We start from the raw sequence: 19,134 nt of genomic DNA on the forward strand, positions 1-19,134 counted from the left end.
GCACTGATAGAAGTACATATTAATAACCATAACCGAAAGGATCAGCAAGAACAAAAAGGATTTATTGACCAGGTGTTATAAGGAGGTGAATGAATGGAAGAAGTAGGAGCGCTGAAGGTTAATCTTGGATTGGATAGTGCTGAATTTACAAAAAGTATTACAGACATAAATAGAAAATTAAAAGCTGTAGAAAGCGAATTTAAGGTTGCAAGTACGAGTGTAGATGGGTTTGGATCAAGTGTTGATGACTTGAAAGTTATATCGGATAATCTTTCTACCAAACTTCAATTGCAGTCTGAAAAAGTAAGAACTCTTCGTGATAAATACGAAGAAAGCGTAAAGACAAAGGGAAAAGAAGCTAGAGAAACTGAAAATCTTCTAATTCGATATAACAAAACCGTTTCTGCCATGAACAGCACTCGAAAAGAATTAGATAAAGTTAATGCAAAGATCGAAGACCAAACCAACACATGGAAAAAGTTAGAGAAACAAATGGATGAAGTGACGAACTCTCTCAAAAAAACAGGAAGTTCATTAAGTAGTATAGGTAAAGATTTATCCCTAAAATTAACGGCTCCGATTTCAGCGTTGAGTGCTGGGATTATAGCTGTCGGTGTGAATTTCGAAGAATCTATGTCGAAAGTCCAAGCTATCAGTGGGGCAACCGGTGAAGATTTATCTAAACTTGAAGAACAAGCAAAGGAATTGGGGTCAACAACTCAATTTTCAGCTACAGAGGCAGCACAAGGGATGCAATTTCTATCAATGGCCGGATTTGAAACACAGGAGATATTATCATCTATGCCTGGGTTACTCGATCTTGCAGCAGCCGGTGCCTTGGATTTAGGTGTTGCCGCAGATATAACGTCAAATATCATGAGTGCTTTTGCAATAGAAGCATCTCAAACGGGACATGTTTCAGATGTAATCGCAAAAGCAGCATCATCAGCCAATACGAGTGTTGAACAACTAGGTGAAGCCATGGTTTATCTAGCTCCGTCTGCACAATCACTTGGATGGTCGATTGAGGAATCCACAGCCGCAGTCATGTCACTTTCGGATGCAGGGATTCAAGGACAAAAAGCAGGTGCTGCATTTTCAACCAGCTTAACGCGTTTAGCAAAACCAACTGGAAAAATGTCTGGGTTAATGGAAGTATTAAGTTTGAACTTTTTTGATACTGAAGGAAAGATGAAACCACTTCCTGATTTAGTTGGAGATTTGCAGAATGCAACCCATGAAATGAGTGAAGAACAAAAAGCAGCAACACTGGCTACGATTTTTGGTTCAGAAGCATATAAACATTGGGCGGTGTTACTTGAAGCAGGGTCAAATACCCTTGGTAAAAATACACAAATGCTGTTTAACGCAGATGGTGCAGCAAAAAAGATGGCTGATACAATGAATGGTAATACTAAGGGAGCATTCAAGGAATTCCAATCTGCTTTAGAAGGGGTAAGCATTGCTCTTTCAGAACATCTACTGCCTATTATTAACGAGTTTTTAGAGTTTTTCACTGGTCTTGTCCGTAAATTTGGCGAATTGGATTTAGGTTCACAAAAATTGATATTAGTTATAGGCGGTATAGCAGCAGCGATAGGACCACTACTTGTCGTGATAGGTACATTGGTTAGTTCAATTGGTTCTATAATTTCAGTGATAACACCTGTTATTTCGGCTATTGGAGGTGCAGGGGGATTTTCTGCTGTATTAGCAGCTATTACAGGACCTGTAGGAATTGCAGTGGCAGCCATAGCAGGATTAATTACTATATTTGTAACCTTGTATAAAAAGAATGAAACCTTTAGAGATGGTGTAAAAAAAATATGGGATGGAATCAAGAGTGCTTTTAGTACAGCATTAGGATTTATAAGTAATATAGTTCGACAAGTCATGGGTGCGGTAACTGGATTTTTCAACGAACAACTTGAGAAAATAAAAGGCTTTTGGGATGAAAATGGCGAGAGTATTATGGAAATAGTTAATGTTTTCACTACTTATATCTCTGAGGCGATAGAAGTAGCCATGTCATATATCCAAACGATATTTCAAACCGTTTGGCCCATTATTAAAGGTGTTGTTGAAGTTGTTTGGGAGAGCATGAAAGTTACAATCAACAATGTAACAGACATCATTATGGGTATTATCCAAACCTTTATAAAGGTTTTTCAAGGGGATTGGGAAGGTGCTTGGGAAACTGTAAAGGAAACCTTTTGGAACGTATGGGATAACATCAATGAGTATTTTTCAGGGTTAGGTGACACTTTGTTTGAAATGGGGAAAGATGCTATTCAAGGGTTTATTGATGGGATTGGTGGCTTGAAAGATAAGGTGATCGAAAAGACTAAAGAATTAGCTGAAACATTGCCGAATTGGGTTAAAGACCTTCTAGGAATTAACTCACCATCCAGAGTCATGAGAGAATTAGGAGAATGGGCTGGAAAAGGTTTTGTAGATGGCATTGAAGCTACACAAGAGGACATCGAAAAGCAAGCAGAACTACTTTCTAAGTCGATTATTCCAGACATCAATCCAGTAATTAAAATCACTAAGAAAAACTTGCATAAACTAGAATCCATTGTAGGAGATTCAGCAGAAGATAGATACAAAAACATTAAAAAATGGGTAGATCAAGAAGTCAAACTAGAACAGTTAACACTAACGGAAGAAGCTGCCATATGGAGTGAAGCGACAAGGCTTTTTAAAGAGGGTACAGATGAACGAATACTAGCCGAACAAAATGTCTTTGATGTACGTAAAGAAATCTATTCAAAGTTAAATACAGCGAGTGAAGCGTTTTTAAAACAGACTCAAGAAATTAACGCGAACATCGAAGAAGAAGAACAACGCTTAAATGAAGTATATGAAAAAGCAGTTAAAGAAAGATCCAAATCTATTTATGATTTCAAAGGGTTATTTGAAGAAGTAGTGACTACAGCAGATATTACAGGAAAAGAACTGATTAAAAATTTAGAAGGTCAAGTGAACCATTTAGAAACTTGGTCGGATAACATAGGTCAATTAGCCAAACGTGGAATAGATGAAGGACTCCTGGAAGAATTAAGACAAATGGGTCCCAATGCAGCACCAGAAATTGCAGCGTTATTGAATTTAACGGGTGAAGAATTAGTCAAATACGAGGCATTGTGGAAAGAGAAGAGTAGTCTAGCAAGGAAACAAGCACATGTTGAACTGAGCGGTTTACGCTCTGATACAGAGACACAGATACAACAGTTACATTATACATCTTCACAGCAACTTGAAAGTGTGCGGAATGAATTTGCATTAAAGGTCAAAGAAATTCGCGGAGGTACTAACACAACATTTACTGGTTTGCGTGATGATACAGCGTTAAATCTTCAATTATTGAATGAGAAAACCACAGAGCAATTGGTAGAGTTGAAAGGTGAATTTACAACTAAAACACAAGAAATCCGTAATGATGTGAAAACTGAATTTGTAGCTTTAAAAGATCAGTTGCCAAGTGTTGGTGAAGATGCAATGCAGGGTTTAATTGATGGAATGAATGCAATGAAATCCAAAGTCATTAGCAAAGCAAGAGAAATAGCTAACGTAGTCAAGAGGGTGATGGAAGATGCCTTAGATATTCATTCACCATCAAGGGTTATGATGGATGTAGGAAAATGGATTCCAATCGGTTTAGCTGAAGGGATGGAGCGCAATATCAACGCAGTGATTGGAGCCACAAACAACATGGCACAGGCTACCATTCCAAGAGGTCCTAATTTCGGTCAAAGTCAGCAAATATCTAATGCAACAAATAAAAATTTTAGCACGAATGTAACGAATCATTTTCATATGCCTGTAGATTCGCCTGCACAAGTGGCAAGGAAACAACAACAATCACTTAGACAACTCGGGTTAGAATGGGGGTAAACTGCTTTGCAAAAAATCACGTTTACAAATACAAATGGCTTATCTGTGGAGCTTGGAGGAGCTCCTTTTTTGCTGTCTAAAATAGAGGGTTTAGGTGATGTTGAAGCAGATATTCAAACCCAAAAAGCACCTTATCAAGATGGTAGTACACATATTCAGTCCCTACTTACCGAGAGGTTTATCCCTATTGAGGTCACGATTTTGGGGACGAATAGGAATGATATATCAGCAAAACGAGAGTTGTTGTCTAGTGTCTTTAATCCAAAGGTGAAGGGCGTTTTAAAATATGAAAATGATCGGGTTACAAGGTGGATTGATGCGGTTTCTGAACATGTACCTACTTATCCTAGCGGATTAGACAATCGGACAAACCGTTTTCAAAAAGTCATCATTGATCTGATTTGTCCTAGCCCATTTTGGACAACAGAAGAACAAGTAGATCAGCTTGTGATTTGGCAGGGTGGGTTAGAGTTCCCACTTGAGTTACCCACTACCTTTGCAGAACAATCTGAATCAAAGTCAAAAATTTTAATTAATGAAGGACATGTGGAAACACCAATACGAATTGCTTTTGAAGGTCCAGCCACTGCACCCATTCGAGTTGAAAATGTGACCACAGGTGAATTTATGGAAGTGAATCAGGATTTATCTGAGGGTGAGCTTTTGGAAATCAACACAGCTTTTGGACAAAAGAAAGTGGAGAAGGTTTCATCCGTTGGAGTACGTAGCAATGCGTTTCACTTTGTCAGTTTAGACAGTACATTTTTTCAACTAGGAGTAGGTAATAATTTGATTGATTATTCTACAGGGCAGGAATATGAAAGTGCAGGAGTGACCATTGCATGGAGAAACCGATATTTAAGTGTGTAAGGAGGTGTCATGATGGCAGAAAAATCTAGTTTTTTTAATAGTGTGGATGGGGATAGACAGTATGACATGGAAGTTTTTGCAACGTATTTTAAACAGTTTTTAACGAGTGGACTGTACCATCAAAATCATCAACCATCTTTGGGAATCACTCATGTCTCTGGTCTACAAACGAAACTTGAAACAGGTTCAGCCTATCTCGAAGGTTTTATGTATGAAAACACGGAAGAGATGGTATTTATCCATGATGCAGCCGATGCTACAAACCCACGCATTGACCGCATTGTTTTAAAGCTGGATAGAGATATAAATGCAAGGGAAATTAAAGCAGGGATAAAGAAAGGAGTACCTGCAACTACACCTTTACCTCCTATATTACAAAGGGATGACATTGTTTATGAAATGAGTCTAGCACAAATCAAAATCAATGCAGGAGAAACGACCATCCATTCCATCACGGATGAACGTTTTAATGAGGAGGTCTGCGGGTTAGTTTCCTCACTGATTACTGTGCCCACAGATGAATTACAAAGACAGTGGAATGAGTGGTTTAGTGGAGTGCAAAATGAAATAGGGGCAAGGATTTTGATTGGGGATAATGAACCTCAAAATGCGATAACAGGGGATATTTGGATTAAATCAATCTAGGTGGTGATAACGTGCAACCAATCAAAGTCATGACTCCCTCATTTGTATTTTTAGGTGAGATAGACGATTACGAAAGTTTACAATTTACTAGACGTTTTCAACGACCTGGAGAGTTTGAACTTCACATTAATCTAAATAAAAACAACACGGAAACATTACAAGAGGATCACTTCATTGTGTTAAGTACGAATAAAGTGGGTGTGATCAGACATCGGGAAATCAAACAAGAAAACACGGAGCAATTAATGGTGAGAGGATATACTTTACAAGGTATATTGAGTAGACGGATCACCGTCCCACCAGATGGAGAAGCTTACGACAAACTAAATTCGAATGCTGAATCAGTTCTAAAACATTATGTCAGACAAAACGCAGTGGATTCCATTTCAAGCCGAGTGATTCCAAATCTCATCATGGCGGATGATCAAGGGCGGGGACCAGTTGTCGAATGGCAGTCCAGGTATAAAAATCTTGCAGAAGAATTAGAAGCCATTGCTTTTACATCAGGTTTAGGGTGGGATATTGTATTAGATTTCCAGCAACAAACATGGAAGTTTGAAGTGTTTGAACCAACAAATCGAACTGTATCTCAAAACGAGATTCCGCCTGTGATTTTTTCTACCCACTTTGACAACATCAAAAGTCATACGTTTATAGAAAGCAGTATGGGAACCAAAAATACAGCTTTTGTAGGTGGGCAAGGAGAAGGGGCAAACAGAGCGATTGCAGAGGTTGGGGAATCGACAGGGTTTAAGCGAGTAGAAACGTTTATCGATGCCAGAGACCTAGAAGAGGCGGTTAACTTAACGACTCGTGGGAATCAAAAACTGCAAGAATTGCAGAAAGTGTTTAGCTTTGAAGCTGAAATACTCACTCATGGACCATTTGAATATGAAAAGGATTGGGATTTAGGGGATAGGGTAACGATTCAAGATCAAAAGTTAGGTATAACGTTAGATACTCCGATTCCAGAAATCAAAGAAATCTATGAACCGAGTGGCTTTCGATTAGAGGCTACGTTTGGGAAGAGTACACCAACACTGATCGATAAAATCAAAAAATCGATTTCAAATACAATCCTTTAATGAAAAGGAGGTTACATTGTGGCAGATAAAAATATTCAAATGAAACAAAGAAATGCAACCAATACAGATTGGGATGACCTGCATCCTAAAACAAAGGCAGAAAATGTTACATTGCAAAACAGTAACAACTTAGAAGAAGAAATCATTCAGATTAATGAAACTATAGCAAACATTGACCTCAGTGCTGAAAACATACGAACTTCCAATAATTCCAATGTTCAGGAGGAAATTGATGTTTTAAAGTCCTCTTTCGATAATGGTAAACACAAAGTCGCTGCCGCCATTGTCGAAGTGGATTCAAGTAAGGATACTACAGGTAGTGACGAGTTTAGCAAGCTAGCAGAAGATATTCGAGGGATTAAAAAAACAATAACAGGAGCAACTTTTGAGGAATTAATAGGGAAAGAAGCGAGAGACTTTGAAACCGTATATTCCAATAGTTCGGTATACACGGTTTTGATTGATAACGATGACCATGTTTGTTTTGGTGGAGCTGATGATTTCCTCTCCAAGATGGATGCAAACGGAAATATTCTCTGGGAGTCCGCAGTATCTACTAATTCTTATTACGAATTATCTTTTTACCCAAATGGTGACCTATTAGTTGGACTATCCTCCTCCATTGCGAGAGTAAACGGTGTGACAGGAGAGGTAGTATGGACGGAGGGTGCTCCTGGTTCCGTGAGAGGTGCAGGGGTATATCACGCCGATGAAAGTGCGTTTATTCTATCCGATACAAACCCAGAAAAATTCTATAAAGTGGATGCAGCAGGAAATATTGTGTTTGAAAGATCATTAGTTTCAGGCTCACAGAGGGGGCTTGTCGTAGATCAAAGCGGATATGTTTATCATGGCGCTAGAAACATCTTAACAAAGGTTCAAGTAGATGGGGGTATGTTTTGGGAGTATATAGAGAGTGAGAATAGCATTTACGATGTTTCCTTGATTGAAAAGGATATTATTTTCATCCATGGAAATCATGTGGTTAGAGTAGATGCTGACAATCAGCTTGTTTTCGATCAGATTGTGGGTGATACCACTTTAAGAGCAATAGGGGTTGATCGAGAGCATCATATCTATGTTGGAGGCGCAGGAGAGATTCACAAACTAAATTCTGACGGTGTGTATCAAGATTGGACATTTCAAAATTACACTTCCAGTCCTTATAAATTTGTTTTTGATAGTCAGGATAACTTATGGGGAGCGATGGTGGATCTCCTTAAAATTCCAACAAATCCTTTTCCCCTCACCATGATAGAATCGTTTGACGAACATTATAACGTCAGTGCGGGGACAGATGATATTCAAGAGATTGTGACGGATAAACAAGGAAATGCTTATGTGTGTGATCTTACAGGATGGGTAAAAAGTGTTGATGCAAGTGGAAATCCACGTTGGTCCCATCTGTATAGCTCAACCCACGCAGCTCGAACGGTCGCTTTAGATGTAACAGAGCAAGTGTTATATGTGGGTGGGGATAGCAGTACAGAAGTCAAACGGTTAAATGCAGTCGATGGGAGTCTGATTGAATCCCATTCCAGTGTATCTGGTGGCGATGTTCACAGTATCGCTGTAGATAAAAGAGGGAAAGTGTATATCGCTGATTCAGGATCAACGGAAAGAATCATTTTGTATAATCCCGATTTAAGTGTCATCCTTTCCTCAGATTCAACGCATACAGGGATAATTACATCCGTCGCCCCAAGTTCAAGTTCATTTTACAGTGTGGGGGAAGATGGTCTTCTGGTCAAGTATGGGCAGCATGATGGGGATGCTGATTATACTTACAATATAAATACTAAAGAGATGTCCGTTGCAACCAATCCTATGACAGGTAGGGTTCATGCAGGGGGGACCAATAACAAATTATCTACATTTAGTGGATCATCCTCAGCAGTAAAAGAGTGGGAACACCTTTTTGATTCCGATGTGGATGGGATTGAGACCGATCGATATGGGAATGTATTTGCAGTCAGCAACAAGACATTAGCTAAATTTACGAGTGATGGTGCTTTAGTCTGGACGTATACACTCAGTCATACAAGTAGAGATTTAAGTATCGGTAAAAGTGGGGAAGTTTATTGTGCAATGCGTTATTCATCAACAAATGATCGATTAGTTAAAATCGTACAAAGTGTGACCATAACAATATAAAAGGAGAGGTTTTAATATGTTAGTATTCTATGAGAGAGAAACCGCAGAAAGAGGGAAAGTAGGAGTGATTCATCACCAACCTCACTTACTTCCTGCTAGTAAACGAGCAGAAGGGATAGAGGTAGAATCCATTCCCGAACCGATCAAGGAACAGGGGAAAAGAGGGGTATTATATGTAAATCCACTAACTTCTGAATTATGGTATGAATATGTAGATGTTCCATTAACGACTGATGAAGAATTAGAGAATTTAAAAGAAACCGTCGATATGATCCTTTTAGATTCATTAGCAGGAGGTGTTTAAAGATGTTTCAAACACTAAAAAGATTATATGATGCTGGACGATTGAATGAGGCAGGATTACAAAATGCAGTGAATAAAGGCTGGATTACACAAGCTCAGTTTAATTTGATCAAAGGATAATGATAAGGACCAATTCAAAATATTGGTTCTTTTTTAATTATAGTAGACACTGGTATAATAGCACATTTTCAAACAATCAAGTCACTTGTCTATACCAAAATGAAGGGTTTAAACATAGAATATAAGGAAGAACTATTACGCACTCATAGAATCCTTCTACGGAAACCTCACTATTTATATAGTGGGGTTTTAATCTATGAAAAATGTGTACTTACCCTAGGATACACGTCTAATCAAAATAGATTATTTAACATAGTATATATTACATTATAGGAAGGAGTTGTTAATATGAGTGGACACAGTGGTTCTGGAGCTGTTTTAGTTCTAGTACTATTCATTCTTTTAGTTATTATTTTAGTTGCTGCAAGTGGAGGTTCGAGATATGATTCACTTAATCCATTACTATCCCAACGTGAACCAATACTTGATGAACTAGGACCTTCGAGGTTTTAGAGTTGCCGACTTCCCCGTAAATCCATTAAACCTAACATAAGGAGGGTAGATAGATTGGAATTAAATATCATTCAATATTTTTTAACTCAGGGACCCTTTGCGGTCCTTTTTGTTTGGTTGCTTATCTATGTAATGAGAAATAGCAAAGAAAGAGAGGATAAACTAATTGAGTCACATAAGGAAAGGGAAGGTCAGTTGATTAGTACATTAGAAAAGTTTAGTGAAAAGTACGACATGATTATTGATGAACTACGTCAATTGAAAGAGAAAATGTCAGGAAGGAAGTGAAAATATGACCTTCAAAATGAAATATCCCATCAAAAAAAAATACCTCACTAAAGGCACAAAAAGAAGATCAGGAATCAAAATGCCAAAAGTAGGATTTATTGTTGCTCACGACACAGGGAATGATGGTTCCACAGCTTTACAAAATATTAAATACTACGAAAACTCAAACAATGTTATGTCTGCATCTGCTCATATTTTTGTTGATGACATAGGTATTTATGAGTGCATTCCTTTGCTTACAGATACACCAGAAAAGGCATGGCATGTGCTATATCAAAAACCTTTGGATAATCAAATATTTGGTGATGATGCGAATGATATAGCAGCAGGTGTTGAGCTTTGTTTTTCTCATAAGAGAGGCAGTATTAATAATGAAGAAGCTTATAAAAGGTATGTATGGGTAATTGCTTATATCTGTCACAAATTTGGACTAGATCCTGCTAAAGCAATTATTGGACATCATATCCTTGATCCACAGCGTAAAACAGATCCACAAAACGCACTTTCTAAAATGGGTAAATCTTATGACCAGTTATTACAAGATGTAGTCAAAGAATACTATGATTGTTTACCGAGGGAGGAATTGATTTTGAAGCTAAAAAAATGGCAGATAGAAATGGCTCATCAATCTATTGAAAACTTAAATGAGAAAGAATTACTTCATGATGTTGATGAATGGAAAAAGAAAGTAGAGGACAAGCCTGACGAGGTTTTAAAGGACATACCTTGGTTATTCTTTGTCATGTTAGATCGATTAAGTGAAAATAAAAAATTGGAAGGTGGAATATAAAATATGGATTTTCAAGTTTATGATTTTGCAATTGTCCCTGTCATCGTTGCACTAGTTCATCTTGCAAAACAATTAGGATTAGGAGTTAAATTATTACCAGTTTTTTCTCTTGTATTAGGGATAGCAACTGGTATTTTTTATGTGGCTCCTGGTGATCCAAAACAAGCTATTCTAGTAGGCATAGTAATGGGATTGGCTGCTAGTGGATTATGGAGTGGTGCAAAGAACACAGTGCAGATAAAAAAATGGAGATAAAAAACCTCACTATTTGTTAAGTGAGGTTTTTTAAAATTTGGAGTTGAGATTGTATAGTGGGATATGCAATTGGTGAGGAGGTAAGTTTCCCCCACCGATAGTTAAGTTGCTCAGGGAAACTTACTTTCATTAATGTCTTAAATTTCGTACAGCTTTGTATAAAAAACCAAATGAAATAACAATTGTTATTAAACCTGCAACAAAAAATCCATTTGTGTATTTTGGGATATCTGCTGTATGTACAGTATCATTTATCTCAAAAAGTAAAAAAGTAATTCCTATTCCATCTCCATCAACATTATCTCCAAGCGACCATAACTGTGCTCCCTTTAATAACATCATAATTCCAATAGAGAGAATTACGACTGGAAAAATAGAGCGGTAGATTATTCTCATAGGGCAGTTCTCCTTCCAAATCAAAATGAAATCAATATAGATAGAAATTAAATTTTTCTACATATATTTTAGTTTAAGGTTAGTAAGAAGAAGAAGTAAAGAGGTAATAGATGGTTTTGAATAGTGACCCATATATGTAAATATTTTATAATTGACACAAAAATTTATAGGTGATAACTTTGTATGAGTCAATTAGGTGCGCACCTAAAATATTTATTTTAGAGGAGAAACTTTTTAATGAAAAACTTTAGATTTATTTTAATTCTATCATTTACTTTAATTTTGTCCCTTTCAAATATAGTTCCTAAAACTTATGCTGGTACTTGGTCGGATAGTGTATCTTGGTATACTTCTGAAGGTTCTTATTCTCCTAGTTTTGGAAATACGTCTATGTACCAATATGTTGATAGTGATGGATGGTTTAAAGTGTCACCAAAGGTAAGGTTTAACTTTACAAGTTCACAAATGAATGCAGTTCATAATTATTATAATAATAATAGATATTATTATACAATGGATATTACTGCGACACCAAGAGACAACAAATCAGTAGATGCTATTGATTATTATTATACAGACTTACCTGATCCAAAATTTGATATAGATAATGATGGAGTATTTAACAATGGATATGATGAGGAAACAGAAGTTGTATCTACAAGTCCTCTTGAAATGGTTGCCTATCAAGATTATCGATTTGAAGCTTATTTTAAAGTATATGATGTAATTGCTACAGATCCTGTCAAATTTCACTTTACATCTGCAGTAAGTAGTTATAATTGGATTCCTGATAGATTAGTAGGGGAATACAATACAAAGTATTACGACGAACATTTGACGAGGAATTATCCTTTTATTAATTAATGAGAGAATGATTTTAAATTACTAAATTATAAGGGAGAATGAAAATGAAAAAAATAACAATAGTATCTTCTGCTCTTGCTTTAACGATTCTCGTTGGTAGTACCTTCATGCTAGAAAATAATCAAAATGTTGCTGCTAAGCAGGAGAAGCTTAAAATTAATGATGTAAGATCTACAAGTCAAATTAGAGAGTATAAAGAGGAACTATCGAGATCAATTAATACTTTGTCAAAAGAAGTTGATGATCAAGAAAATATTTTAGTAACAGTTACATTTAGAAAACCATTAAATTATAATCAACTTACAAAAATAGTTGAAGATTATAATATAAACGCTATTCAAATTGTTGGAAGAGCAATTCAAGAGGAAAAAACAAGAAGTACTTTTACAGCACGTCCAATAGACGGTCAGCTTTATGATAAGAAAATAATTCAAGAAATGTTAGATCAAAACGATGCAAAATTTAAAGGTTTTATAGAAATAGTCGGAGAAGTTAAAGATGGGGAAATGGTAAACTTGATTTCTGATAATAAAGTTTATTCTTTAGATCCAAGTGCTGATAAACACTATAGCTTAGGGGATACTGATACAAAACCTGTACAAGGATTATATTGGAGATTAGAAAATAATAATATGACTGATGAATAGTAATGAGAAACTTATACTATATTGAGTATATATGAGCCGTTCCTTAATTGGGGCGGCTTAGTTTATGCAGCATATATTGATTGAGCGAGATTTCTTTATGTTCTGCTTGGATGGCTAATTTCTTATGTAACGATTTAGGAGACATTTTACCGCTGTCCTCAGTCAGTTGTATTTACTAAGAATCTTTCTGATTTTTTACTTTTTTTATTAATTGAATATTAGACCTTAAAAATTATGGCACCTTCTTCATAAACTAAAGAATAAAATTAAATTACTTAGGAAACAATATCTCGAAGTAGCTTTAAAAAGCACTTATATACATTTTAAAGAATAAAAAACTCAAAAAATGATAAATCAGAAATCACAATTGAGTTGTTCAGAGCTTTTGGTCAGAATGCGTTTAAAACTGGCACAGTAACCAAATTTGATACCCAATTAAAACAAATTAAACTAGAGTTTGAGAGTGAATATGAGTGGATTAAGTTTGATGATATCGTGGGGGTTTCGTGATGCTTACAGACCTTGAACGAAAGGTATTACGAATCTTGTATAACTTTTCACATTCAAAACGTAGAATGCCAACCATTCCTGAACTAGAAATCAAAACAGGTAAAGATGAGAAAACAGTCCGTTCAGTATTAAACGGACTTGTTAGAGGTGGATATATAGAATGTAAAGATGGTAATACCCAAAACATTAAGATCATATATACTAGGGATTATGATTCGCCTTTTTGACTTCTTTTTCCCGTAATTAAAACAGAAATATATGTAACCCACCAAACTACTAACATTAAGTGACATAAAGCAACGTAAGCAGATGATTTATATCCTTCTTGTAGCTGAATAATTAAAAATTCAAATTCGTTAAGCCCCGGATATCTTCCCATAGCTTCTATAATAAAAGCAGGTGGAAGAGTAATAGTAGTAATTATAGTAATAATTGATAAAATTGTAATTTTTCTTTTTGTAATAGAATGGATTGCCACTGCAATTGTGACTAGTAAAAAAAGATAATACATTAACCAAAACCAAGAAGGAAGAGTTTCCAAATTCACTGTATCAATACCTCCTATATACAAATGTAAAAAAACACATCTGTATATATTTTTAATTTATTTATCCCTCTATATCAACTATGACATTATCTGCATTAATCAATTGAGCTGGATCACCGTTGTTATTCCAAATATTTTGCTCTGTCCAATATAAGTCAATGGACCATACACCTCTGGAAAAATCACCTGACCAAATTGTAATTGCTTCTCCAGCTTTAATGGTATACGAGTCAGGGAAATCAAAACGTTGATCTCCTTCTACACTTAAAACACTCCATCCAGTCATATCCATATCAGTACTATCATTATTCATAATCGTTATGTATTCTTCCTCTAAATTTACTTCTGTTATTTGAACAGGTGAATCCTCTACAATTGCCTCATTTTTCTCTATTTTATTATCTATAAATCCATCATCTTGAACGTAATTTTCAATAGACCATATCCCTATGCTTTCTTGCCTTGCTTTCTCTTGTATCTCCTTAAACTGATCAACGTATTTGACGTTAGGAGGATAAATATAAGCGACTCTAGCAAGTCCTTTTTCTAGCAACATCTCATTAAACATTTTTCCATCTACCCAGAGATATGCTAGTAATCTACCGTATTTATCACGTTCAGATACATCTATTTCAATCTGTACTTCTGATCCAACAGGTAACATATCTTTTGCAAAGTTTGAAGCTTCAGGTCCAAAAGCTTGAACTGCCTTGCTTGGGTGTACTGTTTCGGGAGTATCTACTAATAGCAATCGAATTGTTTCTTTTTTGCCATTTAGATTAACTTTGATTGTATCCCCATCCACTACATCATTAATTGTTGCATTAATTAACTGTTTTTGCTGATCCGTAGTACTTTCTTGCTGCGTAGGTTCAATAGTTATGGTTTTTGAACAACCTACCAAAATTAAAAAAACTAAAAAAATATAAAATATCCTCATATAATTACCATCCCTATAATTTGTAAGTAGGTTTTTATCTTTTCACATTTTATAACTAATGTAAATAGTGTAAAAGTCCAATAAAAAACCACCGACATTAAGTCAGTGGTTAACCCATAAACATACATTAGTTATAATGTAGTTCTACTCGTTTATATCAAGTGTGTAATGTTTTACAACTCACCAAAAATCCGATTCCTCCACTTCCTCTCCTTTTTTTCTCAACCCTGAAACTACCCTGTGTTTTGTGCTTCGATTTGGTTTGTGGTATTCATCAGAACACATTTTGGAAACTGTCTCTTTGTTTAATCCAAAATTTTCACTTACCCATTTTTGAGAAATCTTTTTCTTATCAATGTATTTACCCAACTTTGTTCTTGGCTTCCCTAATCCAAACATGGCTATCATCCTTTCCTTTGATAGTCATGTTGGACAAGTATTATAAAATTTATACGTATTTATATGAATAAAACCGTACTAGTGGACAATCCATGCCACATACACTCTAACAAATACACCAAGGAGGTTTAAAAATGAAAAATGAGCTTATAGTAGAGGTTAATATTAAGTTTTATATCCAGATTATTAATGAGGGCTTGAAGTGGATAAGGAGACTGTTTTCATAGAGTTGGGAAACTTTAAAGAGAATATACTAAATTAAAAGCATTTTTTACAAAATATTTCCCAAAAATTGAACTGGTTTTTTTTGTTATAATAACCCTATCTAATACCATAAAAGGTAAATGATAACCTAAAAATGTAATATTAAAAATTTTCATAAAAAAGTTCAACGGCTGAAATCTGGTGTTACAAGCACTAGATTTACAGCATACCGCCAAAACTTCACCCTGTTTTGGAAGTAATTTATACGTTGAACAGTAATAATGATATAGAAAAATTTGTATTTTTTCAATACATTTCTTGGAAAATTTAGGGTGGGGGAGCGTTTCCTTCAACCTTTTTTTTGTTGAAAAAGATAGAATGAGAGGGGTTTAATCGATGATTGAAACGATTGAAAATCGACTATCTTTGGGGGAACTGATCAAACATTATCGTGAAAAAGCAGATATGACACAAGAGAAATTAGCGGAAAAGGTGAATGTAGATAAAGCAGGTTTATGTAGAGTTGAGACTGGGAAAGTGAAACGACCAGCATGGGAAACTCTCCAGAAAATTATCTCTATATTAAACATCCCAGAAGATGAATTACTAGAGCCATATATAGAAAACGTAGACAATGTTAATATTCTTTTTTCAAAATTGGACGGTTTACTACACAAAAAAGGAGCGAATATCCACTTAATTGAAAAAGTTGCTACCAAGATACTCCAATTACCCACCGATGAAAGCATAGAGGTGGTACAGGAACTTTATAACAAGACAGCAGGTGTAAGTTGTCCTTCTGTTAGATTGACCCTCTATAAGACAATTACGGGCTACTCAAAGTCACATGGAATGATGCCTTATATTGCCAGATGTTTATTAGGGATTTATCTCATTGAACGAGACGATTTTACTAAACTTCGTTCCACGTATGAATCCGGAAAAGCAAATCTATTTTTCAATGATTTTCTTACAAGTGAAGAACGAGGTGAATTCTACTATAAGCTACAGGTTCATGCTTACTACACAAACCAGTTTGAAGAGAGTGTAGAGATGGGTATGAAAGCAATGAATGAAACAATCTCTGATACTAGAACGCTGGCGAACACTATCGGTGTTTTATCTAACGGTTACTATCGTGTAGGTGACTATAAACAATCGAAAGCTTATTTAGATCGATATAAGAAATTCTCATTTCCAGAAGTAAAAGATAACGTAAAGCTAATAGAATCATTGTTACATTCTGCCAATGGGCATTATCAATTAGCTATTTCTATCCTAGAAGATGCCCTGCCAAATTGTGGAGATTTCGCCTTGTTACACGCGGTGAATCAATTAATAGAATTATATTTTAAAACGAATAACCTACCAGCAATTAAAGAACTTCTCAAGTTAGAAGAGAAACTATTATCCATTCCATGTTTTAACCCATTTAAAAAAGCAGAATTAGGTTATTATTTTAAACACAAAGGAAAATATTTTATCTTAACAGATGAAATAGAAAAAGGTATAAATTATTGTTTAGAAGCAGCAAAACGTTACGCTAAGGTTGATCTTGTTGACAAAGAAAAAGATTGTTTATGGATAATTTCTGATATTCATGATACAAATAAAGAAACGAAATCTTTTAAGGCTATGAAAAAATTAAATATCTATTTGGAGAAAGAGGGTTAAAATCATGAAAAAATTATTCAAATCTTTAGCTTTTTTTGCCATTACATTAGCCATATCACCCGAATTCACTAAGGTTGTAACTTTATTAAGTGATATTGACGGCGGTTGGTAGAAAACATCAAAAAACCTTTCCTTATATGGAGAGGTTTTTTTTGTATGTTTTTACAAAAAATTGACCAAAAAATTTAGAAACGCAATTTTTGGTCAATAGGTATTATAATGTTTTTATACTTAAAGAAAAGCCCAATGGTTGTGATATCAAAAGTGAGATTATTTTGAAATTCAGGGGGTGAATAGAAAGGAATATTTAAGTTCATATCTAATTTAAATAGGTTTAGTCTCCTTAAAGGAAGGTGATACATAGGACATCCCTGATAATTGTTGAGAGCAATCACCAGGGACAAATAAAAAAAATTAAAATTTCACATTAATTATAAACGACTTTGTTCGATAAGTCACTTTTAAAAATTTTAGATCAAATTTTACATGAAAATTATTAAAATAAGAACAAATGTTCGTAAAAATACTAAGTTTAATGTATAATGTAATTAACAAAATAATAATGAAAGAGGTACTATATGGATCAGAAATATACAAATGATGAAACTATAAACCAAAGAAAAATGTTATTATTCGTTAATGCAATTTTACAAGTAAAAGATATTTACTATCCTAGTCATGTTTTAGTTGAATTAGATAATAAAACGTACCAATTTTATCTCGGCGACAACTTTTAACATTTAATTATGGACGTTGCCCATAAATTGCCCATGTGATTTCATAAAAATACAGAAAAATTTCGAAAATAGATTCCTATAAAATCCCGCTATTATAGGAATCTTAGTATAGTGTCGTAAGGTTTCGAAAGTGGAAATAATCAAATTCGAAATGGAAGGTAGTATCGGTTAAGCCTTATATATCAAGAGTTTGAAGGTGGAAAAATAAAGGTTGTCCGTTTTTCGTCCGTTTTTAATTTTCAATGTATTGTTCATACAGTGATAAAACATCACCTTCAATTTTTTTGGTAACATGAAAATACGTGTCTGCTGTGACTTTTACACTTGCGTGTCCTAGTCTCTCGGACACGTATTTTATATTTGTTAAAGCTTCTAATAAATGCACAGCATGGGGATGACGTAACGCATGGGAAGAGAGTATAGGAACTTCTGCCTAGTGGACAATCCACTAGGGAGGGAAGCAGATGAAGAAAGTCCTTACTAAGAAATGACCTTAATAAGGACTAGTACAGACAGCTTGCTTTTATATTATTCCAAATATCATTTAAAATATAACAGTTGATTTTTTACATTCCAGCCCATAGATAAGAGTCCAAGCAACTTCATTAGATTGTTCATAAGATAATGTGAAATGTTATTTTAATGTATAAAGTTGGGAGGTAAGTTTATGGGGCTAAAAAAAGGATCTTTTGTTGTTGCTGATACCGTTTCGGTAGATGATCCATATGATGAAGATAGTCCAGGTGTTATTCGTCTTATTCAATCTGTTCCTACTGTTGTAGCTACTGTTGATGTATGTGTTAAAGAACCACAGAAAACACAGGTATCACTGGACTCAATGACTCAAATTGCTGTATTTAATCCATCTGGTGCTATTACCAGTGTAACATTTGAAGTGAAATATGAGGTTATGCGCAATGGTATGACTCTTGCAACAATCAATGATGAAATGGATTATATTCCTACTGGACCAGCCCCTGATGGTAGACATACAAATTTTCCGAACTTCCCAATACTAGATAATAATCCAAGCATTGGAATCAATACGTATGATCTTGTATGTACAAATGTAATAGGTCCAACTCCTGTGTTTGTGGGCTCCAGAAGCCTAAAAGCTACAGTATTTGAATGTTAGATACCAGTTTGAAAATAAAATTTTATTGTTAAACGGTTAACAGAAAGGGCGTAGAAATACGTTCTTTTTTTGTTGGGAAAATATCATCCATTGTGCTAGGGGAGGGAAACTACTTCATATTTTCTAATAAAAATCAATTTTCATAGGCAGAAGCCTTTTTACATAGAGTGTAGGTCATCATCCACTCGTTTAAGCTAGTGAGTTCATATTTTGTAATAGAG

24 protein-coding genes are annotated in these 19,134 nt (G+C 35.1%); 18 read left to right on the forward strand and 6 right to left on the reverse strand.

The features are described 5' to 3' along the window. Positions 1 to 93 precede the first annotated feature (93 nt). From VQL36_RS04835 to VQL36_RS04885, 11 genes are all read left to right on the forward strand, one after another. Positions 94 to 3,897, forward strand: coding sequence for a phage tail tape measure protein (locus tag VQL36_RS04835; protein WP_349248230.1), 3,804 nt, complete (start codon positions 94 to 96; stop codon positions 3,895 to 3,897). Positions 3,898 to 3,903: 6 nt separating this feature from the next. Then, on the forward strand, positions 3,904 to 4,767 hold the full coding sequence (locus VQL36_RS04840; protein WP_349248231.1) for a phage tail family protein: 864 nt from the start codon (positions 3,904 to 3,906) through the stop codon (positions 4,765 to 4,767). 12 nt (positions 4,768 to 4,779) lie between these two features. Next, positions 4,780 to 5,412 carry a hypothetical protein gene (locus VQL36_RS04845; protein ID WP_349248232.1) on the forward strand — a complete coding sequence of 211 codons (633 nt, stop codon included), beginning with the start codon at positions 4,780 to 4,782 and terminating at the stop codon, positions 5,410 to 5,412. Positions 5,413 to 5,423: 11 nt separating this feature from the next. Further along, positions 5,424 to 6,497: a siphovirus ReqiPepy6 Gp37-like family protein gene (locus tag VQL36_RS04850; RefSeq protein ID WP_349248233.1), complete on the forward strand. Its 1,074-nt coding sequence runs from the start codon at positions 5,424 to 5,426 to the stop codon at positions 6,495 to 6,497. Between the two features lie 18 nt (positions 6,498 to 6,515). Then, positions 6,516 to 8,651, forward strand: coding sequence for a hypothetical protein (locus VQL36_RS04855; protein WP_349248234.1), 2,136 nt, complete (start codon positions 6,516 to 6,518; stop codon positions 8,649 to 8,651). A gap of 16 nt (positions 8,652 to 8,667) precedes the next feature. Next, positions 8,668 to 8,955, forward strand: a complete 288-nt coding sequence (locus VQL36_RS04860) for a hypothetical protein (protein WP_349248235.1) — start codon at positions 8,668 to 8,670, stop codon at positions 8,953 to 8,955. Positions 8,956 to 8,957: 2 nt separating this feature from the next. Beyond that, on the forward strand, positions 8,958 to 9,074 hold the full coding sequence (locus VQL36_RS04865; protein WP_349248236.1) for an XkdX family protein: 117 nt from the start codon (positions 8,958 to 8,960) through the stop codon (positions 9,072 to 9,074). A 288-nt stretch (positions 9,075 to 9,362) separates the two neighbouring features. Then, a complete protein-coding gene (locus VQL36_RS04870; RefSeq protein WP_349248237.1) occupies positions 9,363 to 9,527 on the forward strand; it encodes a hypothetical protein in 165 nt (54 codons plus the stop codon). Between the two features lie 54 nt (positions 9,528 to 9,581). Then, a complete protein-coding gene (locus tag VQL36_RS04875) occupies positions 9,582 to 9,815 on the forward strand; it encodes a BhlA/UviB family holin-like peptide (RefSeq protein ID WP_349248238.1) in 234 nt (77 codons plus the stop codon). Between the two features lie 4 nt (positions 9,816 to 9,819). Next, positions 9,820 to 10,605 carry a peptidoglycan recognition family protein gene (locus VQL36_RS04880; protein ID WP_349248239.1) on the forward strand — a complete coding sequence of 262 codons (786 nt, stop codon included), beginning with the start codon at positions 9,820 to 9,822 and terminating at the stop codon, positions 10,603 to 10,605. A gap of 3 nt (positions 10,606 to 10,608) precedes the next feature. Next, positions 10,609 to 10,860, forward strand: coding sequence for a hypothetical protein (locus VQL36_RS04885; protein ID WP_349248240.1), 252 nt, complete (start codon positions 10,609 to 10,611; stop codon positions 10,858 to 10,860). A gap of 129 nt (positions 10,861 to 10,989) precedes the next feature. Here the strand turns inward: VQL36_RS04885 and VQL36_RS04890 are convergent, their stop codons facing one another. Next, positions 10,990 to 11,256, reverse strand: coding sequence for a hypothetical protein (locus VQL36_RS04890; protein WP_349248241.1), 267 nt, complete (start codon positions 11,254 to 11,256; stop codon positions 10,990 to 10,992). A gap of 237 nt (positions 11,257 to 11,493) precedes the next feature. Between VQL36_RS04890 and VQL36_RS04895 the strand changes: the two genes are divergently transcribed. Continuing rightward, complete coding sequence (locus VQL36_RS04895; RefSeq protein ID WP_349248242.1) at positions 11,494 to 12,120, forward strand: hypothetical protein; 627 nt, start codon at positions 11,494 to 11,496, stop codon at positions 12,118 to 12,120. 44 nt (positions 12,121 to 12,164) lie between these two features. Next, complete coding sequence (locus tag VQL36_RS04900) at positions 12,165 to 12,767, forward strand: hypothetical protein (protein WP_349248243.1); 603 nt, start codon at positions 12,165 to 12,167, stop codon at positions 12,765 to 12,767. Positions 12,768 to 12,810: 43 nt separating this feature from the next. Here VQL36_RS04900 and VQL36_RS04905 read toward each other — a convergent pair whose 3' ends face one another. Then, complete coding sequence (locus VQL36_RS04905) at positions 12,811 to 12,912, reverse strand: toxin-antitoxin system HicB family antitoxin (RefSeq protein ID WP_349248244.1); 102 nt, start codon at positions 12,910 to 12,912, stop codon at positions 12,811 to 12,813. Between the two features lie 227 nt (positions 12,913 to 13,139). Between VQL36_RS04905 and VQL36_RS04910 the strand changes: the two genes are divergently transcribed. Beyond that, positions 13,140 to 13,277, forward strand: a complete 138-nt coding sequence (locus VQL36_RS04910) for a hypothetical protein (protein ID WP_413789474.1) — start codon at positions 13,140 to 13,142, stop codon at positions 13,275 to 13,277. Beyond that, entirely contained in the window at positions 13,277 to 13,504 is a 228-nt protein-coding gene (locus tag VQL36_RS04915) for a hypothetical protein (RefSeq protein ID WP_349248245.1), read from the forward strand. The genes VQL36_RS04910 and VQL36_RS04915 overlap by 1 nt, the downstream gene beginning before the upstream one ends. Here the strand turns inward: VQL36_RS04915 and VQL36_RS04920 are convergent. From VQL36_RS04920 to VQL36_RS04930, 3 genes are all read right to left on the reverse strand, one after another. Beyond that, positions 13,486 to 13,824, reverse strand: coding sequence for a hypothetical protein (locus VQL36_RS04920; RefSeq protein WP_349248246.1), 339 nt, complete (start codon positions 13,822 to 13,824; stop codon positions 13,486 to 13,488). The two genes, VQL36_RS04915 and VQL36_RS04920, sit on opposite strands and share 19 nt — an antisense overlap. A gap of 61 nt (positions 13,825 to 13,885) precedes the next feature. Continuing rightward, positions 13,886 to 14,764, reverse strand: a complete 879-nt coding sequence (locus VQL36_RS04925) for a thermonuclease family protein (RefSeq protein ID WP_349248247.1) — start codon at positions 14,762 to 14,764, stop codon at positions 13,886 to 13,888. 180 nt (positions 14,765 to 14,944) lie between these two features. Then, complete coding sequence (locus VQL36_RS04930) at positions 14,945 to 15,163, reverse strand: transcriptional regulator (RefSeq protein ID WP_349248248.1); 219 nt, start codon at positions 15,161 to 15,163, stop codon at positions 14,945 to 14,947. A gap of 600 nt (positions 15,164 to 15,763) precedes the next feature. Here VQL36_RS04930 and VQL36_RS04935 point away from each other — a divergent pair. Next, positions 15,764 to 17,041 (forward strand): helix-turn-helix transcriptional regulator, encoded by a 1,278-nt coding sequence (locus VQL36_RS04935; RefSeq protein WP_349248249.1) that lies wholly within the window; start codon positions 15,764 to 15,766, stop codon positions 17,039 to 17,041. A gap of 578 nt (positions 17,042 to 17,619) precedes the next feature. Further along, the gene (locus tag VQL36_RS04940; RefSeq protein ID WP_349248250.1) at positions 17,620 to 17,778 is read left to right on the forward strand and encodes a hypothetical protein; all 159 of its coding nucleotides are present in this window, start codon (positions 17,620 to 17,622) and stop codon (positions 17,776 to 17,778) included. A gap of 232 nt (positions 17,779 to 18,010) precedes the next feature. Here the strand turns inward: VQL36_RS04940 and VQL36_RS04945 are convergent, their stop codons facing one another. Continuing rightward, positions 18,011 to 18,199, reverse strand: a complete 189-nt coding sequence (locus tag VQL36_RS04945) for a tyrosine-type recombinase/integrase (RefSeq protein WP_349251123.1) — start codon at positions 18,197 to 18,199, stop codon at positions 18,011 to 18,013. A 246-nt stretch (positions 18,200 to 18,445) separates the two neighbouring features. Between VQL36_RS04945 and VQL36_RS04950 the strand changes: the two genes are divergently transcribed. Continuing rightward, positions 18,446 to 18,913, forward strand: a complete 468-nt coding sequence (locus VQL36_RS04950; protein WP_349248251.1) for a hypothetical protein — start codon at positions 18,446 to 18,448, stop codon at positions 18,911 to 18,913. The last annotated feature ends 221 nt before the right edge of the window (positions 18,914 to 19,134 follow it).

This window comes from Chengkuizengella sp. SCS-71B (genome assembly GCF_040100845.1).
Classification (GTDB): domain Bacteria; phylum Bacillota; class Bacilli; order Paenibacillales; family KCTC-33759; genus Chengkuizengella.